Origin of the sequence: Pseudomonas sp. GM84, from assembly GCF_000282535.1 — a bacterium.
Taxonomy (GTDB): Bacteria; Pseudomonadota; Gammaproteobacteria; order Pseudomonadales; family Pseudomonadaceae; genus Aquipseudomonas.
Window position 1 is genome coordinate 16,938 of sequence record NZ_AKJC01000126.1, and the last position, 25,237, is coordinate 42,174.

At 64.9% G+C, this 25,237-nt stretch carries 23 protein-coding genes; 20 read left to right on the top strand and 3 right to left on the bottom strand.

Going from position 1 to position 25,237, the window contains the following annotated elements; genetic code table 11:
- The first annotated feature begins 99 nt into the window (after positions 1-99).
- The 4 genes from PMI38_RS11315 (at position 100) to PMI38_RS11330 (ending at position 3,246) form a co-directional block, all read left to right on the top strand.
- On the top strand, positions 100-771 hold the full coding sequence (locus PMI38_RS11315) for a histidine phosphatase family protein (protein WP_008093898.1): 672 nt from the start codon (positions 100-102) through the stop codon (positions 769-771).
- A 2-nt stretch (positions 772-773) separates the two neighbouring features.
- Positions 774-1,595, top strand: a complete 822-nt coding sequence (locus PMI38_RS11320) for a phosphatase PAP2 family protein (RefSeq protein ID WP_008093899.1) — start codon at positions 774-776, stop codon at positions 1,593-1,595.
- A gap of 26 nt (positions 1,596-1,621) precedes the next feature.
- Positions 1,622-2,284: a class I SAM-dependent methyltransferase gene (locus PMI38_RS11325; protein WP_008093901.1), complete on the top strand. Its 663-nt coding sequence runs from the start codon at positions 1,622-1,624 to the stop codon at positions 2,282-2,284.
- Between the two features lie 77 nt (positions 2,285-2,361).
- The gene (locus PMI38_RS11330) at positions 2,362-3,246 is read left to right on the top strand and encodes a DMT family transporter (RefSeq protein ID WP_008093903.1); all 885 of its coding nucleotides are present in this window, start codon (positions 2,362-2,364) and stop codon (positions 3,244-3,246) included.
- On the opposite strand, the gene PMI38_RS11335 is transcribed toward PMI38_RS11330, so the two are convergent.
- Positions 3,243-4,121 carry a hypothetical protein gene (locus PMI38_RS11335; protein WP_008093905.1) on the bottom strand — a complete coding sequence of 293 codons (879 nt, stop codon included), beginning with the start codon at positions 4,119-4,121 and terminating at the stop codon, positions 3,243-3,245. The two genes, PMI38_RS11330 and PMI38_RS11335, sit on opposite strands and share 4 nt — an antisense overlap.
- A gap of 305 nt (positions 4,122-4,426) precedes the next feature.
- Between PMI38_RS11335 and PMI38_RS11340 the strand changes: the two genes are divergently transcribed.
- The 8 genes from PMI38_RS11340 to PMI38_RS11375 all read left to right on the top strand — a co-directional run bounded on the left by PMI38_RS11340 (position 4,427) and on the right by PMI38_RS11375 (position 13,461).
- Positions 4,427-5,407, top strand: coding sequence for an aliphatic sulfonate ABC transporter substrate-binding protein (locus tag PMI38_RS11340; RefSeq protein WP_008093907.1), 981 nt, complete (start codon positions 4,427-4,429; stop codon positions 5,405-5,407).
- A 16-nt stretch (positions 5,408-5,423) separates the two neighbouring features.
- A complete protein-coding gene (locus PMI38_RS11345) occupies positions 5,424-6,788 on the top strand; it encodes an LLM class flavin-dependent oxidoreductase (RefSeq protein WP_008093909.1) in 1,365 nt (454 codons plus the stop codon).
- Between the two features lie 132 nt (positions 6,789-6,920).
- Positions 6,921-7,757, top strand: a complete 837-nt coding sequence (locus PMI38_RS11350; RefSeq protein ID WP_008093910.1) for a bifunctional allantoicase/(S)-ureidoglycine aminohydrolase — start codon at positions 6,921-6,923, stop codon at positions 7,755-7,757.
- An 88-nt stretch (positions 7,758-7,845) separates the two neighbouring features.
- The gene (locus PMI38_RS11355) at positions 7,846-8,445 is read left to right on the top strand and encodes an START domain-containing protein (RefSeq protein ID WP_008093912.1); all 600 of its coding nucleotides are present in this window, start codon (positions 7,846-7,848) and stop codon (positions 8,443-8,445) included.
- A 79-nt stretch (positions 8,446-8,524) separates the two neighbouring features.
- Positions 8,525-9,460 carry a LysR substrate-binding domain-containing protein gene (locus PMI38_RS11360; RefSeq protein WP_008093914.1) on the top strand — a complete coding sequence of 312 codons (936 nt, stop codon included), beginning with the start codon at positions 8,525-8,527 and terminating at the stop codon, positions 9,458-9,460.
- A gap of 150 nt (positions 9,461-9,610) precedes the next feature.
- On the top strand, positions 9,611-10,870 hold the full coding sequence (locus PMI38_RS11365) for an aromatic ring-hydroxylating oxygenase subunit alpha (RefSeq protein ID WP_008093916.1): 1,260 nt from the start codon (positions 9,611-9,613) through the stop codon (positions 10,868-10,870).
- A 9-nt stretch (positions 10,871-10,879) separates the two neighbouring features.
- Entirely contained in the window at positions 10,880-12,010 is a 1,131-nt protein-coding gene (locus tag PMI38_RS11370) for a hybrid-cluster NAD(P)-dependent oxidoreductase (RefSeq protein ID WP_008093918.1), read from the top strand.
- A 122-nt stretch (positions 12,011-12,132) separates the two neighbouring features.
- Positions 12,133-13,461, top strand: coding sequence for an MFS transporter (locus PMI38_RS11375; protein WP_008093919.1), 1,329 nt, complete (start codon positions 12,133-12,135; stop codon positions 13,459-13,461).
- A gap of 8 nt (positions 13,462-13,469) precedes the next feature.
- Here the strand turns inward: PMI38_RS11375 and sodC are convergent, their stop codons facing one another.
- Positions 13,470-13,985, bottom strand: coding sequence for a superoxide dismutase family protein (gene sodC / locus PMI38_RS11380; RefSeq protein ID WP_008093921.1), 516 nt, complete (start codon positions 13,983-13,985; stop codon positions 13,470-13,472).
- Positions 13,986-14,124: 139 nt separating this feature from the next.
- Here sodC and PMI38_RS11385 point away from each other — a divergent pair, with 139 nt between their 5' ends.
- The 4 genes from PMI38_RS11385 (at position 14,125) to PMI38_RS11400 (ending at position 17,918) form a co-directional block, all read left to right on the top strand.
- Complete coding sequence (locus PMI38_RS11385) at positions 14,125-14,988, top strand: LysR family transcriptional regulator (protein WP_008093924.1); 864 nt, start codon at positions 14,125-14,127, stop codon at positions 14,986-14,988.
- A 224-nt stretch (positions 14,989-15,212) separates the two neighbouring features.
- The gene (locus PMI38_RS11390) at positions 15,213-16,130 is read left to right on the top strand and encodes an AEC family transporter (protein ID WP_008093925.1); all 918 of its coding nucleotides are present in this window, start codon (positions 15,213-15,215) and stop codon (positions 16,128-16,130) included.
- Between the two features lie 48 nt (positions 16,131-16,178).
- Positions 16,179-16,790, top strand: coding sequence for a cell wall hydrolase (locus tag PMI38_RS11395; RefSeq protein WP_008093928.1), 612 nt, complete (start codon positions 16,179-16,181; stop codon positions 16,788-16,790).
- Positions 16,791-17,066: 276 nt separating this feature from the next.
- Positions 17,067-17,918 (top strand): CAP domain-containing protein, encoded by an 852-nt coding sequence (locus tag PMI38_RS11400; RefSeq protein WP_008093930.1) that lies wholly within the window; start codon positions 17,067-17,069, stop codon positions 17,916-17,918.
- 146 nt (positions 17,919-18,064) lie between these two features.
- On the opposite strand, the gene PMI38_RS11405 is transcribed toward PMI38_RS11400, so the two are convergent.
- A complete protein-coding gene (locus PMI38_RS11405) occupies positions 18,065-19,030 on the bottom strand; it encodes a GlxA family transcriptional regulator (RefSeq protein ID WP_008093932.1) in 966 nt (321 codons plus the stop codon).
- A 101-nt stretch (positions 19,031-19,131) separates the two neighbouring features.
- Between PMI38_RS11405 and PMI38_RS11410 the strand changes: the two genes are divergently transcribed.
- The 4 genes from PMI38_RS11410 to PMI38_RS11425 all read left to right on the top strand — a co-directional run.
- Positions 19,132-19,743 (top strand): LysE family translocator, encoded by a 612-nt coding sequence (locus PMI38_RS11410; RefSeq protein WP_008093933.1) that lies wholly within the window; start codon positions 19,132-19,134, stop codon positions 19,741-19,743.
- 156 nt (positions 19,744-19,899) lie between these two features.
- Entirely contained in the window at positions 19,900-20,253 is a 354-nt protein-coding gene (locus PMI38_RS11415; RefSeq protein WP_008093934.1) for a hypothetical protein, read from the top strand.
- Positions 20,254-20,378: 125 nt separating this feature from the next.
- The gene (locus tag PMI38_RS11420; RefSeq protein ID WP_008093935.1) at positions 20,379-22,583 is read left to right on the top strand and encodes a TonB-dependent receptor; all 2,205 of its coding nucleotides are present in this window, start codon (positions 20,379-20,381) and stop codon (positions 22,581-22,583) included.
- Positions 22,584-22,820: 237 nt separating this feature from the next.
- On the top strand, positions 22,821-25,237 hold a 2,417-nt coding region (locus tag PMI38_RS11425; RefSeq protein ID WP_008093936.1), incomplete at its 3' end, for a glucose/quinate/shikimate family membrane-bound PQQ-dependent dehydrogenase.

The window sequence follows — 25,237 nt, forward strand, 5'->3', positions numbered from 1 at the left end:
CTTCACTTCAGCGCCACAACCACAAGGTTATGGTGCCGGCCAGTTTCGGGTGATAGGCCATGCCACGCACCCGTAGGACCGGAGTCTTGGAGTGCCAGCATGCTGGAGAATGTGATCGATACCCGCCTGCGCCCTGTACGCGCCAGGCGTCACCGACGGCCCTGGCTGCTTGCCGGGCTGCTGGCGGTGCTGCTGCTCGGTCTCTGGCAGGCCTCCCGCGCCCAGGTCAGCAACCTGGGCAGTGTGCAACAGATGCACGAGCACGGCGTTTATGGCGCCTGGGCCAAGGGCGAGGTGATGGTGCTGATTCGCCACGCCGAGCGCTGCGATCGCTCCAACCATGCCTGCCTCGCCGACCCCAGCGGCATTACCGTCGACGGTAGCCACGCGGCGATGGCCGTGGGCGATGGCATTCGCCGCCTGGGGCTGGGCACGGCCGACCTGCTCAGCAGCCCGGAAGTGCGCACCCGGCAGACCGCATTTTTCATCTTTGGCAAGGCCATCGAGACCCAGGACTGGCTGGTGCAATGCGATGGGACATTTGCTGACTCGGCATTCGCCCACAAGCGCGAGGGTCGCAACCTGGTGCTGGTCACCCATAGCGGCTGCATCGACGAACTGGAGCGGCAGTTGGACGTTTCCGGTGGCCAGCGCGACAGCGGCTATGCCAGCGCGCTGTTCGTCATCCAGGGCAGCGATGGCCAGCCCCACATCCTGGGCCAACTCAATGCCAAACAATGGCGCGAACTTGTCAGCAGCACCGGGAAGTAACCATGCCAAATCCTTCACGTAGCACGTTCTACATCAACAACTTGCTGCTGCCGCTGGTGCTGGCGCTGATCGTCTTCCTGCTGTTCGACCTCACCGAACTGGACCGCTGGACAAGCAACCTGCTGATCGATCCGGCCACGGGCAGCTTCCCGCTGCTGCATGACCAATGGTTCGAAAAAGTCACCCACAAGTGGCCGCGCATCCTGCCGGACTGGACAGGTGAACTGGCCGTGATCGGCTCGCTGCTGTCGTTCGTGTGGCCGCGTTTGCAGCACCACCCGGACGCGTGGGTGACGCGCATGCTGAACAAGGCCAGGATCAGCCCGGTACTGCGCTTCACCGCCCAGCATCGCCGCGATTTCCTGTTCGTCGTGGTCGCCTTCGCCTTGAGCACCACGGTCATCCACTACCTGAAAAGCCACACCAGCGTGTACTGCCCCGTGGAAACCACCTTGTACGGTGGCCATGAACTGCGCAAGGAGTGGTTTGAGAACTTCACCCTGCTGAGCAAGGCCGGCGATGGCCGTTGCTGGCCCGGCGGCCATGCCTCCAGCGGCTTCACCTTGTTGGCGTTGTACTTCGTGGCCCTGCGCCACCGCTGGCAGCATGCGCGCAAACTGCTGGTGGCGATTCTGCTGATCGGTTTCGTCTACGGCACCACCCGGGTCCTGCAAGGCTGGCACTACATGTCGCATACCTTCTGGGCCGGGATCTTCGTCTGGTTCACCAGTTGGGCGACTGCCCTGCTGTTCTACGGCAGGCCGGCCTTGCAAGGCGCTGAGCAACCGGCCTCGGACAATCCAGCGGCGGACGCCTATGCTTGAGCTGTCCCACTGCACTGGAGGGTGCAATGCACAGCCGCGAAACCGCCTTGCTGCACAGCTGGCAGCACAACGCCCAGGCCTGGATCGACGCCGTGCGCAGTGGCGCCATCGAAAGCCGCCGACAGGTGACCGACCAGGCCATCCTGTTGGCCATACTCGGTCGCCAGCCTGAGCGGGTGCTCGACCTGGGCTGTGGTGAAGGCTGGTTGCTGCGCGCCCTGGCTGACCGGGGCATCGACGCCACAGGCGTGGATGGCGATGCCGCGCTGGTCGCTGCGGCGCGAGCGGCCGGTTCGCCACAGGTGTACCAGGCCAGCTATGAACAGCTGGCCGAAAGCACTTCCGGCATGGGTGCAGGTTATGACGTGATCTGCGCCAATTTCGCCTTGCTGCAACAGGACATCATTCCCCTGCTCGCCGCCATGAAAGCCCTGCTGCTGCCGGGCGGCGCACTGCTGATCCAGACGCTGCACCCCTGGAGCGTGGCCAACGGCGACTACCAGGATGGCTGGCGCGAAGAGTGTTTTGCAGGGTTTGCCGGGGACTGGCGGCCGATGCCGTGGTACTTCCGCACCCTGGCCAGTTGGCTGAATGCATTGGACATGGCGGGGTTCAGGCTGGCCAGTCTGCAGGAGCCGCAACATCCGCAGAGTGCAGTGCCGCAGTCGTTGCTGCTGGTGGCTGAATAACCCTCGACGAGGCGGGTTGATCTCCCCCCGATCAACCCGCTAGCCTGCGCTGCCCCCTCTCGGACGGACCCTGCCCCATGCGCCCACGCGATCTCGCCGCCTACCTGTTCCTGGCCATCGCCTGGGGCTTTTCCTTCCTGGTGGTGCTCAAGGTGGTGCATGCCTTCGGCTGGGCCGGTGCGGTGAGTTTCCGCTCGCTGATCGCGGGCAGCACGCTCGCGGTGCTGGGCGCCCTGCTCGGCCGTCGACTGAAACTGCGCCCCTTGCTCAAACCCTTGCTGGTAGTCGGCGCCACCACCGTGGCCGGCCAACTGATCGGCCTGTCCTACGCCACGCCCTTGATCGGCACGGCCATGGCCGCGATCTTCATCGCCACCATCCCGCTGTTCTCGATGCTCATCGGCCGTGCCTGGGGCCTGGAGAAGATCACCGCGCAGGGGCTGGCCGGATTGCTGCTGGGCGTGCTCGGCATCGTGATGCTGGTGGGTTTCCCGGCCCAACCGGTGAACGAAGCCTTCATCCACGGCTGCATCGCTTCGGTGTTCGGCTGCGTGTGCGCCGCCTTCGGCAGCAACTACGCCAGTTTGCACCTGCGCGGGCAAGATCCCTGGACAGTGACCGGCGGCGCCTTCCTGGTCGGCGGCGTACTGACGCTGCCCCTGCTGCTGCTGATACCGGTGCCGACCGTGCCACAGGCCAGCGACTGGCTCTATTTGCTGCTCAGCGGTTGCGTGATGAGCGCCACCACCTATGTGCTGTATTTCGGCCTGGTGGCGCGCATCGGCGCGACCCGTGCCATCAGCGTCGAGTTCGTCGTGACGCTGGTGGCCGTGGTGATTGGCGCGTTGTTCCTGAACGAGGCGTTGAGCCTGCTGCAGGCTGCGGGCGGCCTGGTGATCCTGCTGGGCTGCATGCTGGTGCTGGGGCTGCTGCCCGGGCGCAGGCGCCGCTTGCCCAGTTAACGCTGGGCGGTGTTTTGCTCAGGGGGTGGGGTCAGGTGCAGCACCCGGTTGCGGCCACCTTCGGCCAGCAGATAGCCGCCCTTGCCGTCCGGGGTGATGGCCTGGGGCGCCTTGAGGAAGGTCAGCACGGTGTGCCGGGTGCCGTCGGCATCGATGCGCAGCAGGCGAGCACGGTGCGTGTTGTCTTCACTGATCCACAGCCCGCGCTGGTCGCACAGCAGGAAGGTCGGGTTGCGCAGGCCCTCGACCACCACCGGGTCCTGGCCATCTTCGGTCAACGCACGCACCTTGCCGGTGGCTTTTTCGGTATAGAGCAGGCGGCCATCGGCGCAACGGGTCAGGCCTTCGGTTTCAGTCAGGTTCGAGCGCAACACCTCAAGCTGGCCGCTGGCCCACTGGTAGCGCATCAGCCGGCCATTGCCCTTGCGGTCCTCGATGGCGTAGAGGTAGTCGCCATCGTTCCACAGTCCCTGCACGCTCTCGCCGTCGAACAAGTGCGTGACCTGGCCGTCACGCGACAGGCTGACCGGCGCGAGCCCGCCTTCCTGGCTGAACACCCAGCCGCCCTGGGCCGCGACCATGCCGTCAGGCTTGGAGAGGTTATCGATCAGCACCACGCGTTCGCCCTGGGCGGTGATCTTGAGGATGCTGCCGCGGCCGTCGTCCAGCTCGCGGCTGACCAGCAGGCTGCCATCGGCCTGCAGCAGCAGCGAGGCGGCCTTGGTCACGTCACGGTGCAGTACATCGACATCCCAGCCGCCACTGGCCTGGACGGGGTAGAAACTTTGCCAGGCGAAGAAGCCCAGGGTGGCGGTGAGCAGTGCGGCGGTGGTGGTCAGAGCGATACGGGTGCCGCGCTGGCGCAGGATGGGCATGGGTTCGAGGCTCCTGGAAAGTGCTGGGGATCCTAGCAATGGGATGTGAAAAAAATGTCAATGAAAGCTGGGGGGTGGACTTGTGGGAGCCGGCTTGCCGGCGATAGGGCCCTGACAGGCTAGCCAATGTTTGTCTGCCCGGGTCTCATCGCCGGCAAGCCGACTCCCACAGGGAGATCGCGCTGATGTAAAAGGATATAAAAAGAACAAAACAATCTAACCAAATGGAATTAAAAAATTGAAAGCCAAACGCCACCTCCTTAGGCTGAGTGCATCCATTACCCGCCGTTCAAGGAGCTTCCCCCATGCCTGCCCGTGCCTTCTCGCCCTTGCGCCGCCTGCTCGTCGGCGGCCTCCTGGCCACTGTCGCCAGCGCCCTGCTGCCCTGGTCCAACGCCTTTGCCGATGACGCCAAGACCCTGCGCATCGGCTACCAGAAATTCAACAGCATCAACATCCTCAAAGGCAGCGGCGCCCTGGAAAAAGCCCTGGCCCCGCAAGGCGTGAAGGTGACCTGGCACGAATTCGCCGCCGGCCCGCAACTGCTCGAAGCGCTGAGCACCGGCGCCATCGACCTGGGCCACGCCGCCGATGCGCCCTCGGTGTTCGCCCAGGCCGCCGGCAAACCTGTGGTCTACCTGGCCGCCGAACAACCCTACCCGCACGGCATCGGCCTGGTGGTGCGTGAACAAGACCAGCTCAACAGCGTGCAAGACCTCAAAGGCAAGCGCGTGGCCACCGGCCGTGGCTGGAACGCCCAGTACCTGCTGGCCGTGGCGCTGGAGCAGGCTGGCCTGAGCTACCAGGACATCACCCCCGCCTACGTCAACAACGCCGCCGATGCCGTGGCCGCCCTGCAGTCGGGCAGCGTCCAGGCCGCCACCCTGTGGGACCCGTTCCTCGCCGCTGCGCAAAGCCAGCCGGGGCTGAAGAACCTGCGTGACGGCAGCGGGCTGTCCAACAACCGCACCTTCTACCTGTCCACCGCCGCCTTCGCCGACCAGCACCGCGACCTGCTCAAGACCTTCTTCGTCGAACTGGGCAAGGTCAGCCAGTGGGCCAACGCCAAGCCTGCCGAGGTTGCCGCCCTGCTGTCGCCACAACTGGGCATCAACGCCAGCGTTCTGCAGGTGGCCAGCGAACGGCGCAATTACAACGCCGTGGCCATCACCCCGCAGATCGTCGCCGAACAGCAGAAGCTGGCCGACACCTTCCAGGGCCTGGGCCTGATCCCGCACAAGCTGCAGGTAGCCGATGCGGTCTACCCGACCTCCGTGCTGCCTTGACCTGAGAGCCTGCGCCATGCCCCGCCCGATCCGCTTCAACGCCTTCAGCATGAATGCCGCCAGCCACCAGTCGCCTGGGCTGTGGCGCCACCCGCGCAACACCAGCGTGGCCTTCAACCGCCTGGACTACTGGACTGACCTGGCGCGCCTGCTCGAACGCGGGCTGTTCGACGCCTTGTTCATCGCCGATGTGCTGGGCATCTACGACGTCTACCAGGGCGGCCCGCAAGCCGCCCTGCGCGGCGGCGTGCAAGTGCCGGTCAACGACCCGCTGCTGCTGGTGCCGGCCATGGCCGGGGTAACCGAGCACCTGGGCTTTGGCGTGACCTTCTCGCTGACCTACGAACACCCCTACCCATTCGCCCGGCGCATGTCGACCCTCGACCACCTGAGCAATGGCCGGGTCGGCTGGAACATCGTCACCGGTTACCTGGACAGCGCCGCGCGCAACCTGGGCCTGGCCCGCCAGCTTGGCCACGACCAGCGCTACGACCTGGCCGAGGAGTACCTGGAGGTGCTGTACAAGCTCTGGGAAAAGAGCTGGGACGACGACGCCGTACAGCTGGAGCGCGACACTGGCCGCTACATCGAACCGAGCAAGGTGCACGCCATCAATCACGCCGGCGAGCATTTCCAGGTGCCCGGCATGCACCTGTGCCAGCCTTCGCCGCAACGCACCCCGGTGCTGTTCCAGGCCGGTGCCTCGGCGCGTGGCCAGCAGTTCGCCGCGCGGCATGCCGAGTGTGTGTTCATCAGCGGGCCGACGCCCACGGTGCTGCGCCGCTATGCCGACGGCATCCGGCAGGCCAGCGAAGTGGCCGGGCGTGGCCGAGACGAAGTGCTGATCTATGCCCAGGCGCTGCTGATCGTTGCCCCCACCCGTGAAGAGGCCCAGGCGCGCTTTGCCGAGTACCGCCGCTATGTCGACCTGGACGCCGCCCTCGCCCTGCTTTCGGGATGGACCGGCATCGACTTCGCCGGCCTCGACCCCGACACCCACATCGAGTACGTCGAGAACGACGCCGGCCGCGCCGCGTTGGCGGCCTTCACCACCGCCGACCCGAACCGACGCTGGACCGTGCGCGAGGCTGCGGAATTTGTCGGCCTCGGTGGCCGTGGCCCGGTATTGGTGGGCGACCCAGAGGGCATTGCCGACCAGCTGGAACACTGGCTCGACCAGACCGGCATCGACGGTTTCAACCTGACCTACGCCGTGCAGCCGGATGATCTGACACATGTCGTCGACCTGCTGGTGCCAGCGCTGCAACGTCGCGGCCGCTACCCGCTGGGGTACAGCGACGGCACCTTGCGGCACAAGCTGTTCGGCAAGGGCGACCGGCTACCCGAGGCTCACGCAGGCCAGCAGGTCCGCATTCAGTAAGCAAATACCGGGTATTTCAACATTTAATTTGTGGATGCCACGGACTGCCCCATATGCTGTCCGTACATCCCCTGCACGCACCGGCCGGTGTGGTCCAAGGCACGGGGAGAGAACAACAAGTCGAGACCGTCCATGTCGAATCACTCCTACTTCGCCCCCCACGGTGGGCACCCGGCTCAAACCGAGCTGCTGACTGACCGTGCCATGTTCACCGAAGCCTATGCTGTCATTCCCAAAGGCGTGATGCGCGACATCGTCACCAGCCACCTGCCGTTCTGGGACAAGATGCGCATGTGGGTCATCGCCCGCCCGCTGACCGGCTTTGCCGAAACCTTCTCCCAGTACATCGTCGAACTGGCCCCGGAAGGCGGCAGCGAGCGCCCTGAGCTGGACCCGAACGCAGAAGCCGTGGTGTTCATCGTCGAAGGCGAGCTGGACATCACCGTTGAAGGCAAACACCACACCCTGGTACCGGGCGGCTACGCCTTCCTGGCCCCGGGCGCCGAGTGGAGCCTGCGCAACAACAGCAAGTCCAACGTCACCTTCCACTGGCTGCGCAAGCACTACCAGAAGGTCGAGGGCCTGGACATCCCCGAGTCGTTCGTCACCCACCGCGACAACGCCACCGTCATCGAAATGCCGGGCACCGAAGGCCGCTGGAAAACCACCCGTTTCGTCGACATGGCCGACATGCGCCACGACATGCACGTCAACATCGTCACCTTCCAGCCGGGCGGCGTGATCCCGTTCGCTGAAACCCACGTGATGGAACACGGCCTGTACGTGCTCGAAGGCAAGGCGGTGTACCGCCTGAACCAGGACTGGGTCGAAGTGGAAGCCGGCGACTTCATGTGGCTGCGCGCCTTCTGCCCGCAAGCCTGCTACGCCGGCGGTCCAGGCAACTTCAGCTACCTGCTGTACAAGGACGTCAACCGCCACGTGCACCTGACGCTCAACCCGCAGCGCTGAGCCCAGGCTGCTTGAAGAAGCCCGCCATTCTGGCGGGCTTTTTGTTTGCCGCGCATACTGCAGGTTCCCCTGTTGCGCGGTAATTGCCATGAACCGCTGCCTGCTGCTTGCCGCCCTGCTGCTGTCCACCGGCGCCCTGGCCGACGATGGCTGGAGCCTGGCCTACGACCGCGAGGGCATTCGCGTCTACCTCAGCGGCGTGGCGGACTCCCCCTACCAGCAATTTCGCGGCGTCAGCACCATCAAAGCCAGCGTGCGCACCCTCGTCGACCTGCAGGAGAACCTGCGGGTAGCCTGCAAGTGGCTGTATGCCTGTGACCAGATGCGCCTGGTCGAGGTCGACGGCGACAGCACCTGGGTCTACCTGACCACCAACCTGCCCTGGCCGACATTGCCGCGCGACATCATCCTCAAGGTCACCACCGAGCGCCTGGACGACGGCACCCTGGTGCGCCACCTGAGCGCCGAGCCCGGCAAGCTGCCCGAAGAGCCAGGGCTGATCCGCGTGCAGCACCTGAGCGGTGAATGGGTGATGAAACCGCTGGGAGAGCGCGAAACCGAAGTGACCTACCAGCTCAAGGCAGACCCGGCCGGCGACGTGCCAGGCTGGCTGGCCAACCGCTTCGTGGTCGATGCGCCGGTGGTCACCTTGCGGACCTTGCGCGCCGTCGCCGAGCGCCAGCGCTGAGGCCTATCGCCCTCGCGATTTTTCTGCCACTGTCTGCGCGCAACGCGCAACAGCGCGTCGCGCCTTGCCAGGACGTCGCATGAAAACACAAGAAAACGGCAGCAAGCACAAAGGTTACCGGCGCATCATTCCTTCCATGACCGCCCTGCTCGAATTCGAGGCGGTGGCCCGTCACGGCAGCTTCACCCTGGCCGCCCAGGAGCTGGGCGTGACCCAGGCGGCGGTGAGCAAACAGGTTCGCCAGCTTGAGGAAAACATCGGTGCGCAGTTGTTCCAGCGCCTGCACCGCAGCATCCGCCTGACCAGCGAGGGGCAGGCCTTGTTCACGGTCGTTTCCGACTCGCTGCAGAAGATTGCCTCGGTGTTCGACCGCCTCAGCGAAGGGGGCGAGGAACAGGAGCTGGTGCTCAGCACCACGGCGACCTTCTCCCAGTTGCGGGTCATGCCGCGCCTGGGCAAGTTGCGCGTCGCCCTGCCCCAGGTGCGCCTGCGCCTGGCCACGCAGATGTTCACCGGCGACCTGCGCAACCACGATGTCGACCTGCTGGTGCGCTATGGCAACGGCCGCTGGGAAGATGGCAGTGCGGTGAAGCTGTTCGAGGAAGAGATCTTTCCGGTGTGCTCGCCGCAGTGGCTGGCGCGCCAGGCGCCGGTCGATTCGCTGGAGGCGCTGTACCGCACCGACCTGCTCGACGCCGACGCCACCACCGAAGGCTGGATGACCTGGCCAACCTGGTTCCGCGAGCTGGGGGAAAACCCGCCGAAACTGCGCTACAGCCTGCGCAGCCACCTCTACACCGACACCATCCAGGCCGCCCTGCAAGGACATGGCGTGGCCCTGGGCTGGGGGCGGATGCTCGATCACCTGCTGGCGAGCGGTGAATTGGTACGGCTGACCGACCTGGTGGTGCGCCCGCGCGAGGCGTACTACCTGGTGGTGCCGCACGGGCGCGACTTCACACCCACGGTACTGGGCCTGGTGGACTGGTTGCGCGATGCACTGCCGGTCGACTAGGGGTGTTCAGGCCGCCTCGCAGCAGCTGGAATCTCGCATAACTTAAAGTGATACGAAGTGGAAAATAAGGCGCGTTGACGCTTTTTCAGGCCGTTCTGATACTGCGAACACAGCATTCGTAATGTACTGACAAAGTGCCTGAGGAAAATAATGAACATTGCGCCTGTCACCCCAAGCCATCGTCAACTGATTGCCCTGCGTCAACCCGGTTTCGGCATGAACGGCCAGCTGTTCGGCCGCCAGGATGTGTTCGAAACCGACCTGCAGATCTTCTTCAACCAGCACTGGATCCTGGTCGGCGTCACCGCCGATATCGCCGAACCGGGCGATGTCTCGACCATCGACATCGGCAAGGCGTCGATCATCCTGGTGCGCGACGACGACGAACAGGTACGCGCCTACCGCAATGTCTGCCGCCACCGCGGCGCACGCCTGAAGGAAGCCGGCAAGTCCACCGTGGGCATGCTGGTCTGCCCCTACCACCAATGGACCTACGACCTGGACGGCAGCCTCAAGCACGCCGCCCACATGGGCAAGGACTTCGACCCCAAGTGCCGCAGCCTGAGCGCGGTGCATTGCAAAGTGGTGGGCACGCACATCTTCGTCTGCCTGGCGGACACGCCGCCGGCAGACATCAGCGTGCTGGAACAGACCCTGACGCCACGCTTCGCGCCCTATGACCTGACCAACAGCAAGATCGCCTACGAGGCGGAAATCATCGAGAACGGCAACTGGAAGCTGGTGATGGAGAACAACCGCGAGTGCTACCACTGCGCGGGCACCCACCCGGAGCTGACCGCCTCGTTCCTGCCGGAGGACTTCGGTTTCTGCACCGACAACATGGGCGAGGACTCGCTCAAGGCCCTGGACGAATACTTCCAGCGCAACGCCGACGCCCAGCGTGACTGGGAAAGCCAGGGCCACCTCTGTGCCGCCGTGGAGTACCTCGGCGAAGACGCCGTGACCCAGTTCCGCACCCAGAGGCTGGTGATCGCCGGCCGGGGCGAATCCCAGACCCTCAGCACCGAAGTGGCTTGCACCCGGCTGTTCGGCGAGCTGACCCGGCGCGACCTCGGCGACACCCATCTGTGGACGCACAACTCGTGGACCCATGTGATGAGCGACCACGCCGTCATCACCTACATCATCCCGCTGTCGCCAGACCGCACCCTGGTGCGCTCGAAGTGGCTGGTGCACAAGGATGCCGTGGAAGGTGTCGACTACGACCTGCAGCAGCTCACCGAGGTGTGGGTCGCCACCAACCAGCAGGATGCCAGCCTGGTCGGCATCACCCACAGCGGCACCCAGGACCCCGGTTACGCACCCGGCCCGTTCTCGGCCTTCACCGAGAGCTACGTCGACCAATTCTCCCGCTGGTATGCCGCGCGCCTCGCTGCGCATGGCGTCTGAGGTCGCGCCATGAGTACCTTCCAGAACATCCCCGGCCTGCGTGCCGACCAGCGCTTCGCCGACAGCGACCACTGGTGCGCCTTCGGTGCCCAGTGGGCCAGCGGCGACAGCCAGCGCATCGAGTGCCTGAGCGTGGTGGACGAAACCCACGACGTGAAGACGTTCACCTTCCTCTGCCCCGACTACCCGGCCCTGGCCTATGAACCCGGGCAGTTCCTCACCGTGTCGCCCGTGATCGACGGGCAGAGCGTGTCGCGCTGCTACACCCTGTCCTCGACGCCGACCCGGCCGTTCACCTTTTCCATCACGGTCAAGCGGGTGGCGGGCGGTGTGGTTTCCAACTGGCTGCACGACAACCTGCGCGCAGGCGGTGCGCTGGCGGCATCGGGCCCGGCCGGCATCTTCACCCCGGTGGCGGGTGCTGCGCGCAAGCTGTTGTACCTGTCTGCCGGTTCCGGCGTGACGCCGCTGATGGCCATGACCCGCGCCGCGGCCGACTTGCACGCTGACCTCGACATCGTCTTCGTGCACAGCGCGCGTACGCCAAAGGACATCATCTTCCGCAGCGAACTGGCGCGCCTGGAAGGCAGCATGGGCCAACTGCGCACGCTGTTCTTCTGCGAGAGCAAAGGCGACGAGGCGAACTGGAGCGGGCCGATCGGGCGTTTGTCGCACGAGGCGTTGCAGCGGCAGATCCCGGATTTCATGGAGCGCGAAGTCTTCACCTGCGGCCCCAAAGGCTACATGGACGCCGTGAAGACGCTGCTTGAGGGCGCCGGCTTCGACCTGGCGCGCTACCACCAGGAGAGCTTCGACATCAGTGCCGAAGCACCGCTATCGGCCCCCGCGCCGGGCAGCGACGCCGGCCAGACACAAGACACCTTCACCGTTCGGCTGGCGCGCTCGGGCAAGACCTTCACCATGAACGCCGAGCAAACGGTATTGGCTGCTGCAAAGAAAGCGGGCGCCATCGTGCCTTCGTCCTGCAGCCAGGGCGTCTGCGGCACCTGCAAGACGGCGGTGCTCGAAGGCAGCGTCGAGATGAAACACAACGGCGGCATCCGCCAGCGTGAAATCGACAAAGGCCTGCGCCTGCTGTGCTGCAGCCGCCCCACTTCCGATCTGCTGATCGACCTCTAGCACCTCCTGGCGGGCTAGCCCGCCAGGGATGCCCCTCGACTTTTCCGCGCATCACCGCACTACCTTGCGACGCTGAGTAGCAGCCCTACAAAAACAACAGTCCAGCTGTACCAGGAGACTTCATGACCCACCCGCTTCGCTCGATCGAAGATCTACCCCTGAACCGCTTCCACCGCCTGCTCACCTTGCGCTCCGCCGGCGGCTCGTTCGTCGACGGCTATGTGTTGAGCCTGATCGGCATCGCCCTGATGCCCATCAGCAACGCCTTGAGTCTGGACAGCTTCTGGGAAGGCATGATCGCCGCCTCGGCGCTGATCGGCATTTTCTTCGGCGGCTTGCTCGGCGGCTGGCTGACCCATGTGTTCGGCCGGCGGCGCATGTACTTCGTCGGTCCCGTGCTGTTCGTGCTCGCGTCGCTGGGCCAGTACTGGGTACAGGACGCAGCGACGCTGTTCCTGCTGCGGCTGGTGATCGGCGTGGCGGTCGGCATCGAATACCCGGTGGCCACTTCGATGATGGTCGAGTTCATGCCACGCAAGTACCGCGGCCCGCGCCTGGCGGCCTTCGTGATCATCTGGTTCGCGGGTGCGGCGCTGGCCTATGGGCTGGGCGAATTGCTGTTACGCCTGGGTGGGCCGGACGCCTGGCGCCTGGTACTGGCCAGTGCTGCGCTGTTCGGCGCCTTGTTGCTGCTGGTGCGCCTGGGTACTCCAGAATCGCCGCGCTGGCTGCTGAGCAAGGGGCGCCATGCCGAAGCCGAGCAAATCATCAAGGCCGTGTACGGCAACGACTATTCGCTCAAGGACCTGCCGGAAGAGCCGCGCACAAGCACGCTGTCGGCATGGAGCCTGGTGCGCGCCGGCTACGGGCGGCGCATGTTGTTCGTCGCGCTGTTCTGGAGCTGTTCGGTGATCCCGTTGTTTGCCGTGTACGCCTTTGCCCCAAAGGTGATGGACGCGCTCAACCTCAAGGGTGACATGGCCTCGCTCGGCTCACTGGTGATCACCTTGCTGTTCGTGATCGGCTGCGCGCTGGCCGCACACCTGATCAACGCGCTGGGCCGGCGCAACCTGCTGCTTGCCAGCTTCCTGTTCTCGGGGCTGGCACTGCTCGGCCTGGGGGCATTCCACGACAGCAATACTGCGCTGATCCTGCTGTTGTTCGGCCTCTACGCCGTGGCCATTGGCGGGGCGCAGGTGCTGGCGCTGGTCTATCCCAACGAGATCTTCCCGACCGAAATTCGTACCCAGGCGGTCGGCCTCGGTACTTCGCTGTCGCGCATTGGCGCAGCGCTGGGCACTTACCTGGTACCGATCTCGCTGCAGGACTACGGCATCGCTCCGACCCTGTATGCCGCGGCGGCCATCACCCTGCTGGGGTTGCTGGTGAGCTGGGCGATGGCGCCGGAAACCCGGTCGATGAACCTGCAGCAGGCAGCGGCGCTACCCTGAAACGCGAGTTACTGCACTACCCCACAGGCGACACGGGCACCACCACCGCCCAGCTTTTCGGGATGGTCGCTGTGATTGTCTGCCCCGGCATGCACCATCAAGGCATGCCCCTTGAAGTCGGCGACCTTCAGCCTGGGCGCCAGTACCGGGTAGCTGGCCTTGCCGTCAGCACCGACATACAGCGCTGGCAGGTCGCCGCGGTGGCCACTGTCGTCATACGGTCCCTTGTGCGCATTGCTTGAGCTGGGGTCCCAGTGGCCGCCTGCAGCGCCCGCGGGCACGGGCTTGCCGTTTTCTTCTGCTGGAGCGCAGGAAGGATTCTGGTGCAGGTGGAAGCCATGTACGCCGGGCGGCAGGTCCTTCAGGTCCGGCGTGAGCAAAGTACCGTACGGGTTCTGCTCGATGCTGATGGTACCGATCGACTTGCCTGGGCCGTCTGGCCCGGCGAGCTTGAGTTCCACCGTCTGCGCGGCCTGGGCGAAGCCGGCAGAGGCCAGCAAGGCAGTGAATAGCGCTGCTTTCATGTAGTTTCTCCATGGCGTGTGAAACACGGGCGTTGCTACCCGCGTAACAGCTGGGACTGCCCAGGCCGCCAGGCATTCCCTCCAGCCACAGACTGAAACACAATGCCGCATCGCCCGCTCAACCCCGGAGCCTGCCCGCGTGTCCCTCAAAGCCCTGCGCACCCTGGTGACCATCGCCCGCCACGGCACCTTCGCCCGTGCCGCGGACCTGCTCAGCCTGACCCCGTCGGCGGTGAGCCTGCACATCAAGACCCTGGAAGAGGAATTGCAGGTCGTGCTGTTCGACCGCAGCCGCCGCCAGGTGCTGCTGACCGAAGCCGGCCAGCTGGCCGTGGCACGCGCCGAGACCATCCTGGCGGCGTATGACGAACTGGCCGACGCCCTGGCCAGCGGCCCGAGCCTGCGTGGCTGCCTGCGGCTCGGGGCGATTCACACGGTACTCGCCCGCCGTCTGCCCAACGCGCTGGTGTGGATCAAGGCGCATCACCCGGATCTGCACATCAGCGTGGCCTCGGGGATGTCTGCGGAGTTGGCGCGGCGCGTGGAGGACGGTGAACTGGATGCGGCGATCACCACCGAGCCCGTCAGCCCCTATCCGCAGAACCTCGACTACACGCCGCTGTTCGAAGACCGCTTCTGGGCCATCGCCAGCCCTGAGCTCGCCGGCCAGAGCCTGCCACAGCTGTTGGCCAGCCAACCTTTTCTGCGCTTTGACAAGCGTGCGTGGGCCGGCCGGCAGATCGAGCAGGAACTGCGCCGACAGCACCTGCAGGTCAGCGAACAGATGGAACTGGACAGCCAGGAAGCGCTGGCGCGCATGGCGGTCATGGGGTTGGGGGTGGCGATCATTCCCATGTCTGACGACGATGTGCAGAGGCTGCCGCCCGCGACCTGCCTGCCCTTCGGCGAGCCGCAACTGACACGGCGGGTGGTGCTGCTGGAGCATGAAAAAAGCCAGCGACGGCATTTGAGTGCGGTGGTGAAGACAGCACTGCAGGTATGAGTGGCACCTCCTCCCTGGGGGAGCGGGCCTGCCCCGCGAAGAGGCCCGCCCAGACCACAGAGGTCGCGGGACTAGCCCGCTCCCACCCCGCACCCACCCCGCTCCCACAATGCAGCCAATATTGACAGTGCAGTTTTTCTCAACGGTGACTGCAGAAATGCGCGTTTTTAATGACCTGTCGGCCGCGCTAACCTGTGCCAGTACCCGACCACGGAACACCTGCCATGCTCCACCTGCTGCTGACCACCCTGGTGCCCATCATCCTGCTCATTGCCCTGGGCACCCTCTTGCGCATCCGTGGCTTTCTCGCCGAAAGCTTCTGGCCCGGTGCCGAACGCCTGAGCTACTACGTGCTGCTGCCATCGCTGTTCCTCCACGGCCTGGCCACCGCCAACCTCGATGGCGTACCGGTATTGGGCATGGTGGGTGTACTGATGCTCTCGACCCTGCTCGGTGCCGTGCTGCTGGTGCTCTACCAGGGCGCGGTGAACCACGACGGCGCCGACTTCACCTCGGTGTTCCAGGGCGGCGTGCGCTTCAACAACTACATCGGCGCCACCCTGGCCGCCGGCATCTACGGCAGTGCGGGGATTGCACTGGCGGCCGTTGCCAACGCGGCCATCGTGCCATTGGTCAACCTGCTCTGCGTGCTGGTGTTCGCGCGCTTCAGCGCCCGCCACAGCTCACCCGCCACGGTGCTGCGGGCGATTTTCGCCAACCCGCTGATCGTCGGCTGCGCCGGCGGGTTGCTGCTGCGGGTGACGGGTATGGGCCTGCCTGCGGGCCTCGAACCGACGGTAAAGGCCCTGGGCCAGGCTGCCCTGCCCCTGGGCCTGCTGTGCGTAGGCGCGGCCCTGGGCGGTGCCAGCCTCGGTCAGCAGGTGCGGCCACTGATGGCGGCATCGACGTTCAAGTTCCTGGTCATGCCACTGACCACCTGGGGCCTGTGCCGCCTGCTTGGCCTCGGTGGCCAGGCGGCGGTGGTGGCGGTGCTGTTCCAGGCGCTGCCAACAGCGTCCTCGTCCTATGTCATGGCGCGGCAGATGGGGGGCAACGCGCCGCTGATGGCCACCATCATCGCCTTGCAGACCGTGGCCGCCGCCGTAACCTTGCCCTTGGTATTAATGCTTACGCTGAAGTGATGGCGTTTGGCTAGACTGTGAGGCAACCCCCACTACGGAAGCTCGACCATGCGCTGCTCGTGGATGCTGATCGGATTGACCGCGGCCCTGCTCGCAGGCCCTCTGCAGGCCGTCGAGCCAGCCAAGGCCGCAGTGGCCGAAGACAAGGCCGAAAAGCTCGAAGAAAAAGTCGTCGAAGACGCGCCGCCGCCAAAAAAGGCCGAAACCCTGACACCCAGTGAAGTCAAGGTTGTCGACCCGGCAGGCCAGGCGCCCATGGATGACAGCATCACCTGCCTTGCCCGCACCATCTACTGGGAAGCCAAGGGCGCCGATGCCAAGGACATGAGTGCGGTCGCCAGCGTGGTGCTCAACCGCCTGGGCCATGAGGGCTTCCCGGACACCATCTGCGGGGTGGTCAAGCAAGGGGTCGAAAGCAAGTCCTGCCAGTTCTCCTGGTGGTGCGACGGGCGCTCCGACCAGGTCGAGGAAGCGCAGCGCTATGACATCGCCAAGGAGATCGCGCGCAAGGCGCTCAACCAGCAGCTCAAGGACTCGACCGGGGGCGCGTTGTACTTCCATGACCGCAACGTGCACCCCGACTGGGCCAAGACCTATCGCAAAACGGCCGAGACCCGGCATTTCCTGTTCTACAAGCCCAACCAGGCGTTGGCGCGCTGACCGATGAACACCCTGCTCATCAGAAGTCGATTGGGTCGGCATCCCGCGCGCGAGGGATATCAATCATTATCAATTGCGTATTGTTTCTAGCCGATATCAGGAATCATTCCCAAGAATTTCGCACTTTCTTGTCGACTTGTGGTCTACCCCCTCTTTTGCCGCCTGCAAGCCTTTGCCGGTGTTTACTTCGCGATGCACGATTCCGGGCCAAAAGCCCTGGGCTTGTGTAGGATGAGCAGCGCATACCAAGACGCTGCCAGTCACAGGGAGATCCACATGCGCGTCCTGTCATCCGTTGCCGCCTTGACGCTGGGCCTGGTCGTCACGACCGGGAGCCTGGCCGCCACCGGCGAAGAGGCGCAGCTGATCGAGTCGATCAATACCTACCGCAGCCAGGCCCAGCCCTGTGGCGGCGAGGCATCGCTGGAACTGCCACCGCTCAATAGCGACACCCGCCTGGCGCTGTCGCCGGAAGGCACCCGCGACCTGCAGCAGGCCATGACCCGCGCCGCCTACCCGATGGTCAACGTCCAGGCCATCAGTCTGTCCGGCCCGCGCGACGCCCGCGCCGCGATGCATGCCATCGAAGAGAGCTTCTGCCAGGTGGTGCTCGACCCGCAGTTCGTCGATATCGGCGTCAGCCAGGAAGGCCGCGACTGGCGCATCGTGCTGGCTCGCCCCTTGTTGAGCGGGCGCCTGGGTGATTGGCAGGCCGAGGGGCAGAAGCTGATGCAAGCCATCAATGTGGCGCGCAAGGAACCGCGTCAATGTGGTGGCCAGCCGTTCGCGGCGACATCGGCGCTGACCTGGAGCACCGCCCTCGCCGGCGTGGCGGCCGGCCATACGCGGGCGATGGCCAACCAGAATTTCTTCGACCACATCGACCGCGATGGCCGCACCCCGGGCGACCGCGCGGAGCTGGCCGGATACCTGTACCAGCAGATCGGCGAGAACATCGCCGCCGGGCGCGACAGTGCGCAGAAGGTGGTGGATGGCTGGCTGGCCAGCCCCGGGCATTGCGCCACGCTGATGAATCCGGATTTTCGCGAGATGGGCGCCGCCTATGCCGTGGACCCGAAGAGCGATGCCGGCATCTACTGGACGGGGTTGTTCGGCACGCCGCAGTAACCTCCAGGAGTGACCCTGTGGGAGCGGGCTTGTCCCGCGAACCAGGGCGAAGCCCTGGCCATGCAACTCTGTTGCCTGGGCCGGCCCTTTCGCGGGACAAGCCCGCTCCCACAGGTCCACGCCTCCACGCCCGCTGCATCACCCGCTCACGCAGCGCCATCGCGCAACGCCAGCGCCGTGCAACCAAAGCGTTGCCGCACGCATCTCCCCAGGTAACTGGCATCGCCCAACCCCACCTCATCGGCGATCTGCCCCAGGCTGTGGCTGGAATTGAGCAACCGCCAGCGCGCCTGCTGCAGGCGCATCTCCTGCCACCAGGCCTTGGCGCTCATGCCATGGCTGGCCTGGAACTGACGGTCCAGCTGCCGCCGGCTGATGCCCAGCTCGGCCGCCAGCTGCTCGATGGACAGCCGCGCCGCCATGTGGTGTCGCATCAGCGCCAGGGCGCGCTGCACCTGACGCCCTTGCCCTGCCCCGGCCTCCAGCGAACGCAGGGCATGGCGGCTGTCCCGATACTCGTCCACCAGCATGTCGGCCAGGCCTTTGAGCGCACGGGCGCGTCCACAGCCGTGTGACAGCAGTTCCACTGCAAGGTCGATGGCGGCTGTACCGCCGGCGCAGGTAATACGCCCCCTGTCGATGCAGTACAACTGTTCACGCAGTACCTCAAGGTGAGGGAAGCTGGCGCGGAACTCGGCTTCATGCCGCCAGTGCACCACCACCTTGTGCCCGTCCAGCAAGCCGCAGGCCGCCAGCAGAAACGCAGCATTGTCGATGCCGACCAGCTTCACACCAGCCCGCGTCGCGCGCTTGAGCAGGTTTTTGTAATGCGGCGCGAGGCGCGCCGTGGCCCCGGCGTTGCGGCCGCCGAACAGCACCAGGTAGTGGTAGTCCGCCAGCCGCTGCTGGGCGATGGCCTCGACCTGCAGCACCGCCCCGCTGCTCGACGCCACGGGCTCGCCGGTCAGGCTGCCCAGCGTCCAGGCGCAATAGCGTTGGCGGCTGTAGTCCTCATCGTCTGCACTGAATCGCAGCTTGTCGAGAAAGGCGCCAAAGGGCAGCAGGGCGAATTCCGGCAGTGGCAGGATCAGCAAACGGATATCAGGGGGCATGGCCAAATGTCCAGATAGCACCATAGGATGTCCAGATAATACCCTTGGCATTCCGGGCCGTCCCTTAAACTGGCCGCCTTCGCACACACAAGGCATTTTCCATGGCACTGGATACCTGGCTCATCTACCTGCTGGCGAGCATCGGCCTGTCGCTCACCCCCGGCCCCAACAGCTTGCTGGCCCTGACCCACGGCGCGCTGTACGGCGCGCGACGGACCTTGTTCACGATCGTTGGTGGGGTGTTCGGTTTCAGTGCATTGATCGCCTTGGCCATGTTTGGCCTCACAGCCCTGCTGCAGACATCGGCATCGGTGCTGACCGTGCTGAAGTGGGTAGGCGGGGCCTACCTGGTATGGCTGGGCATCCAACTCTGGCGCAGCCCCGCACTGCACCTGGAAGTGAATGCGCGGGCCGCACGCTTGAGCAACGCCGGCATGTTCCGCCAGGGCCTGCTGTCGGCCATGGCCAACCCCAAAGTGCTGCTGTTCTATGGAGCGTTCCTGCCGCAGTTCATCGACCCGCAGCGCGGATTGTTCCTGCAGTTCGTGATCATGGCTGCCACGTTTGCCAGCGTGGAGTTCGTAGTCGAATACCTGCTGGCGCGCCTGGCGTTTCGTATCAAGCCCTGGTTGGCCAAGGGCGGCAAGGGTTTCAATCGCTGCTGCGGGAGCTTGTTTGCCTTGATCGGCGTGGCCTTGCCGCTCGGCCGATAGGTCCAGCGGCACCGCCGCTTGGCCAAAAGTTTGTCCAGATGTGCCCTTTTGCTTTAAGTCTCAGAGAATTCCTACATCCCGAATGGGCGGTCAAGAAGCGCGCCGCCTTTCGATGAAGTCCATAGTGAATTACCTCCCCAAGAGCGAGATTTTCCTATGACACCCACCAACGTGCTGACCCCTCTCCCCCCTTGTGACCCTGCCACGCCAGAGTGGGTCGACGACCTGCTCAAACGCCCTGGCCTGCGCATCGAGCGCATCGTTTCCAGTGGCCAGTGCAGCCCGCCTGGCTTCTGGTACGACCAGCCCGAAGGCGAATGGATCTTGCTGCTGAGCGGCAGTGCCGGACTGCGCCTGGAGCATGAAGCCCACACCCGGTTGCTGGCACCCGGTGATTGCCTGGACATCCCGGCGCACTGTCGACATCGCGTGGAATGGACCGCCCAAGGCACCCATACCGTCTGGCTGGCCGTGTTCTACGACAGCACAACGCCCTGGCCTGCCAACTGACCTGATCGCCCCAATTCATCCTTTCTAAATGCCTGCGCGGCCTGTGGCCGTGGCGCAGTGCCCCCGCTCGCCTGTGAAAAATCACTCACAGCTCGGCTTCACTCTCCAACGCTGGACGTTCAAACATGCATGACCTCACGACCGACCGCAGTATCCGCAGTGCCCTGCGCAGCACCGCCTTCGGCCTAGGTGCCGCTTCCCTGTGTGGCAATGCCTTCGCTGCGCAACCCTTGATCGAGCTGGAGGAAACGGATGTCACGGCGCCAGCCGCGATCAGCCCACGTACCGAACGCTCGGCGTCGATCAAACAGAGTGCCCCGTTGCTCGATACCCCACAGACCATCACCGTGGTCCCTGCACCTGTGCTCGCCCAGCAACAGGCGCTGGGCTTGCGTCAGGTGCTGTCGAATGTTTCCGGTATCACCTTCAACGCCGGTGAGGGCGGTGGCGGCTCCGGCGACAGCATCAACATTCGCGGCTTCTCGGCCAGCAACAATATCCAGGTCGACGGCCTGCGCGACAGCGCCCAGACCACGCGTTCCGACACCTTCAACACCGAACAGGTCGAGGTCATCAAAGGCCCCAGTTCAGTGTTCGGCGGGGCCGGCACCACCGGTGGCACCATCAACCTGATCAGCAAGCAGCCCGAGCAGCAGGCTTTCACCCACCTGGGCGGCAGCCTGGGCAGCGCCGGCTATCAACGCCTGACCCTGGACAGCAACCAGCCACTGAACGATGTCGGCCAGGGTAGCGCCGTGCGTATCAACCTGATGGCGCACAGCAACGAAGTGCCCGGTCGCCCCGGCATCGACCAGAAACGCTGGGGGATTGCCCCGGCCCTGCAACTCGGCCTCGGCGACGCCACCTGGCTGACCCTGAGCGCCGTGCATCAGCGCGATGACAACCTGCCGGACTACGGTGTGCCGGCGCTGGATGGCAAGCGCCTGGCAGGTGTCGAGCGCAAGCAATACTTCGGCTGGAAAAACCTCGACAAGGAACACATCGAACAGAACCAGCTCACGCTCAAGCTGGAGCATGACTTCAATGAGCGATTGCGACTGCAGCAACTGGCCCGCTATGGGCAGCTCAGGCGTGACACGGTGGTGTCCGCCTCCCACGTCAACACCGAGGGCTTGCCGCCTGGGCGTTACCGCCCGGCCGGGCCACAAGGGTACGGCCGCGACGCCACCACGCAGATGTGGATCAGCCAGACCAGCCTGCTAGGCCACGACCAGCTCTTGGGCATGGGTCACGACTGGGTAATCGGCGTTGAGCTGTCCCGCGAAACGCTGGACCTGAAAACCTACGATCACGGCCTCGGCACCACGCGCTACCCCGCCAACGGTTACGACCTGGGGAACCCACCCGGTTACTGGAACGGCCCCGTGGAAAAGGCTGTCACGGGGTACAGCGAAACCGCGCTGGACAACCAGGCCATCTACCTGTTCGACACCGTGGCCCTGAGTGAACGCTGGGACCTGCACCTTGGCCTGCGCCATGACCGGTTCGCCGGCAGCGCCAAAGGCTATTCACCGGCCCACGTACGCACCTCGGCGTTCAATTCCGTCGACACCCCCGTGAGCAGCCGCGCGGGGCTGGTCTACAAGCCAACCGAACACGGCCGCGTATACCTTGCCTGGGGCAACTCCTACAACCCGTCGGCCGAATCTCTGGCCGGTAACGCCCGGGGCCTGACCGCAGCAACCGAAGGGCTTGCTCCGGAACGAAACCAGACCTGGGAGCTCGGCAGCAAGTGGGCGTTGCTCGACCAACAATTGGAGCTCGATGCAGCGCTGTTCCATATCGTCAAGAGCAACGCCCGCGAGACGCTGGCTGACGGCTCCACCCAGCTGTCCGGCAAACAACGTGTACAAGGCCTGGAACTTGGCCTCACGGGCCATCTGAGCGAACGCTGGACGGTATTCGCCAACTACACCTTCCTCGACAGTGAGACGCTCAAGGCGGCCGCAGGCGGCAACAGTTTCGCCAGCAAGGGGCATGCGCTGGCCAACACCCCGCCCCGTTCGATGAACCTGTGGACCACCTACCGGCTCACCCCTGCCTGGACCTTCGGCTATGGCGCCCGGTATATCAGCGAACGCAATGTCACTTCCAGTACCACCGCCAAACTCGATGCCTATTGGCTGCACAACGCCATGCTCGGTTATCAGGTGAACCGGCAACTTGACCTGCAGTTGAACGTCAACAACCTGTTTGACAAGGCCTACGTGGAACGGGTGCGCCAGCAAAACGGCAACGCCGCGCGCTCCTCGGCCATCGAGTATGGCGCCGACAGGGCAGCAATCCTCACCGCGAACTATCAGTTCTAGGCAAAAAAGGGCCTGCCTGGGGCAGGCCTTCATGCCTAATACAAAAGTCTGGCCCCTCCTCAAGCGGCTAATCAAAGGTCCTGTTTTCTGCAATATTCAACGCATGTTCTAGACTTTTCGCGACAAGCCTGCGAGTTCAGCCCTGCGACAATCAGCCTCACAAGATTATGTACTAACTTGTTAATTAGCTTGCTAAGGGCTTAAACTGCGCGCATTCCACCTGCTGAGATCCCTGGCATGAACGAAACACCGCGCGCCTCTGGCGCCACAAAACTCATTCTGGTCGGCCTGGGCGTGATCATCGCCCTGCTCGGCCTTCTCCTGGCTGCTGGCGGCGTCAAGCTGGCCGGCCTGGGCGGTTCCTGGTACTTCCTGATCGGCGGCCTGGCCATGGCCATCGCCGGTGTCCTCATCGCCCGCCGCAAGCGGGCCGGTGCCTGGCTGTACGCTGCATTCCTGGTCGGTACCGCGCTGTGGGCGCTGATCGACACCGGCCTGGTGTTCTGGCCACTGTTCTCGCGCCTGTTCATGTTCGCTGCGATCGGCATGGTGGTGGCGGCGGTCTATCCGCTGCTGGTGCGCGCCAATGGCGGCAGCACCGGCCGTGGTGCCTACGGCATCGCTGGCGTGCTGGCCGTGATGCTGGTGATCGCTGCCGGCAACATGTTCGTCGCCCACCCAAGCGTCGCGCCCACCGGTAAAGGCCCGGGCATGACCCCGGTCGAAGCCGGCAAGGGTCAGAAAGACTGGGCCCACTACGGCAACACCGAAGGTGGCAGCCGCTTTGCCGCACTGGACCAGATCAACCGCGACAACGTCGACAAGCTGAAAGTGGCCTGGACCTACCACACCGGTGACGTGGCGATCAGCGACGGCAACGGTGCCGAAGACCAGCTGACCCCGCTGCAGGTCGGCAACAAGGTGTTCATCTGCACCCCGCACAACAACCTGATCGCCCTCGACGCCGACACCGGCAAAGAGCTGTGGAAGAACGCGATCAACGCCCAGTCCAAGGTCTGGCAGCGTTGCCGTGGCATGGCCTACTTCGACGCCACGGCCGCCATCGCCCAGCCGACCCAGCCGAACAGCTCGCCGATCACCGTCGCCAGCGTCGCGGCCGGTGCCAACTGCCAGCGTCGCCTGCTGACCAACACCATCGACGGTCGCCTGATCGCAGTCGATGCCGACACCGGCGAGTTCTGCCAGGGCTTCGGCAACAACGGCCAGGTCAACCTGATGGCCGGCCTGGGTAACGTGCCGGACTCCTACTACCAGCTGTCGTCCGCGCCGCTGATGGCCGGGACCACCGTGGTGGTCGGCGGCCGTGTCGCCGACAACGTCCAGACCGACATGCCTGGCGGCGTGATCCGTGGCTTCGACGTGATCACCGGTGAAATGCGCTGGGCCTTCGACCCGGGCAACCCGGAAGATCGCAACGCGCCTGCCGAAGGCAGCAGCTACGTGCGCAGCACCCCGAACAGCTGGGCGCCGATGTCCTACGACCCGGCGATGAACACCGTATTCCTGCCGATGGGCTCGTCGTCCACCGACATCTACGGCGTCGAACGCAGCAAGCTGGACCACACCTACGGCGCTTCGGTACTGGCCCTGGACGCCACCACCGGCAACGAAAAGTGGGTGTTCCAGACCGTGCACAACGACCTCTGGGACTTCGACCTGCCGATGCAGCCGAGCCTGATCGACTTCACCAAGGACGACGGCCAGTCGGTCCCTGCGGTGGTGATCGGCACCAAGGCCGGGCAGATCTACGTGCTCGACCGCGCCACCGGCAAGCCGCTGACCCAGGTCGACGAAGTACCGGTCAAGCCCAGCAACATCCCCAACGAGCCCTACTCCCCGACCCAGCCCAAATCGGTGGGCATGCCGCAGATCGGCGCGCAGACCCTGACCGAATCGGACATGTGGGGCGCCACCCCGTATGACCAGCTGCTGTGCCGCATCGACTTCAAGAAGATGCGCTACGACGGCCTGTACACCGCGCCAGGCACCGACCTGTCGCTGAGCTTCCCGGGCTCGTTGGGTGGCATGAACTGGGGCAGCATTTCCACTGACCCGGTGCATGGTTTCATCTTCGTCAACGACATGCGCCTGGGCCTGTGGATCCAGATGATCCCGTCGCAGAACAAGGGCTCGGCCGCCTCCGGTGGCGAAGCGTTGAACACCGGCATGGGCGCCGTACCGCTCAAGGGCACCCCGTATGCGGTGAACAAGAACCGCTTCCTGTCGGTCGCCGGCATCCCGTGCCAGGCGCCGCCGTTCGGCACCCTGACCGCCATCGACATGAAGACCCGCCAGGTCGCCTGGCAGGTGCCAGTGGGTACCGTGGAAGACACCGGCCCCCTCGGTATCCGCATGCACCTGCCGATCAAGATCGGCCTGCCGACCCTCGGCGGCACCCTGTCGACCCAAGGCGGCCTGGTGTTCATCGCCGGCACCCAGGACTTCTACCTGCGCGCCTACGACAGCAGCAACGGCAACGAAGTCTGGAAAGCCCGTCTGCCAGTGGGTAGCCAGGGTGGCCCGATGACCTACGTTTCGCCGAAGACCGGCAAGCAGTATGTGGTCATCACCGCCGGCGGCGCCCGTCAGTCGACTGACCGTGGCGACTATGTAATGGCCTACGCCCTGCCTTG